Origin of the sequence: Pseudomonas reactans (assembly GCF_013387025.1) — a bacterium.
Classification (GTDB): domain Bacteria; phylum Pseudomonadota; class Gammaproteobacteria; order Pseudomonadales; family Pseudomonadaceae; genus Aquipseudomonas; species Aquipseudomonas reactans.
Window position 1 is genome coordinate 1 of record NZ_JACAQP010000072.1, and the last position, 389, is coordinate 389.

Consider the following 389-nt stretch of genomic DNA (forward strand, 5'->3'; position numbering starts at 1 on the left):
ACATGGGCACAGATGGACTCTCCATCTTTAGGTTTGCTGTTCGTGAAGTCCTTGACCACTTCGCACCTTTCGATGCGCTCTTGCTTACGGAACTTTTCCGCAAGCTCACGGTGCATCTCATAGGGCCAGTAGTCTTCGTATATTCTCTGCAATTCGGGGTTCATTGTGGCAATCATGATGCAGGCCACTTTGGTCGCATCATCAGAATGTTTTTGGTACGAGGCAATTTCCTCGGGAGTAGCAGTTTCAGGGTCAATATCGACAAGCTCGGTCTCGAGGACATACTCTTTGTTCTCGTACCTCAGAGCCATCTTGATATTTCTAATCCAGTCATTGTAGTTTGTCCCGTTCAATTGAACCTTGGAACACAGTGAGAGGATAGAGGGAAC

1 protein-coding gene is annotated in these 389 nt (G+C 47.3%); it reads right to left on the reverse strand.

The features are described from left to right. Window positions 1–311 (reverse strand): hypothetical protein (locus HX793_RS30695; RefSeq protein ID WP_178905597.1); only part of this gene is annotated, 311 nt, incomplete at its 3' end. Window positions 312–389: the final 78 nt, after the last annotated feature.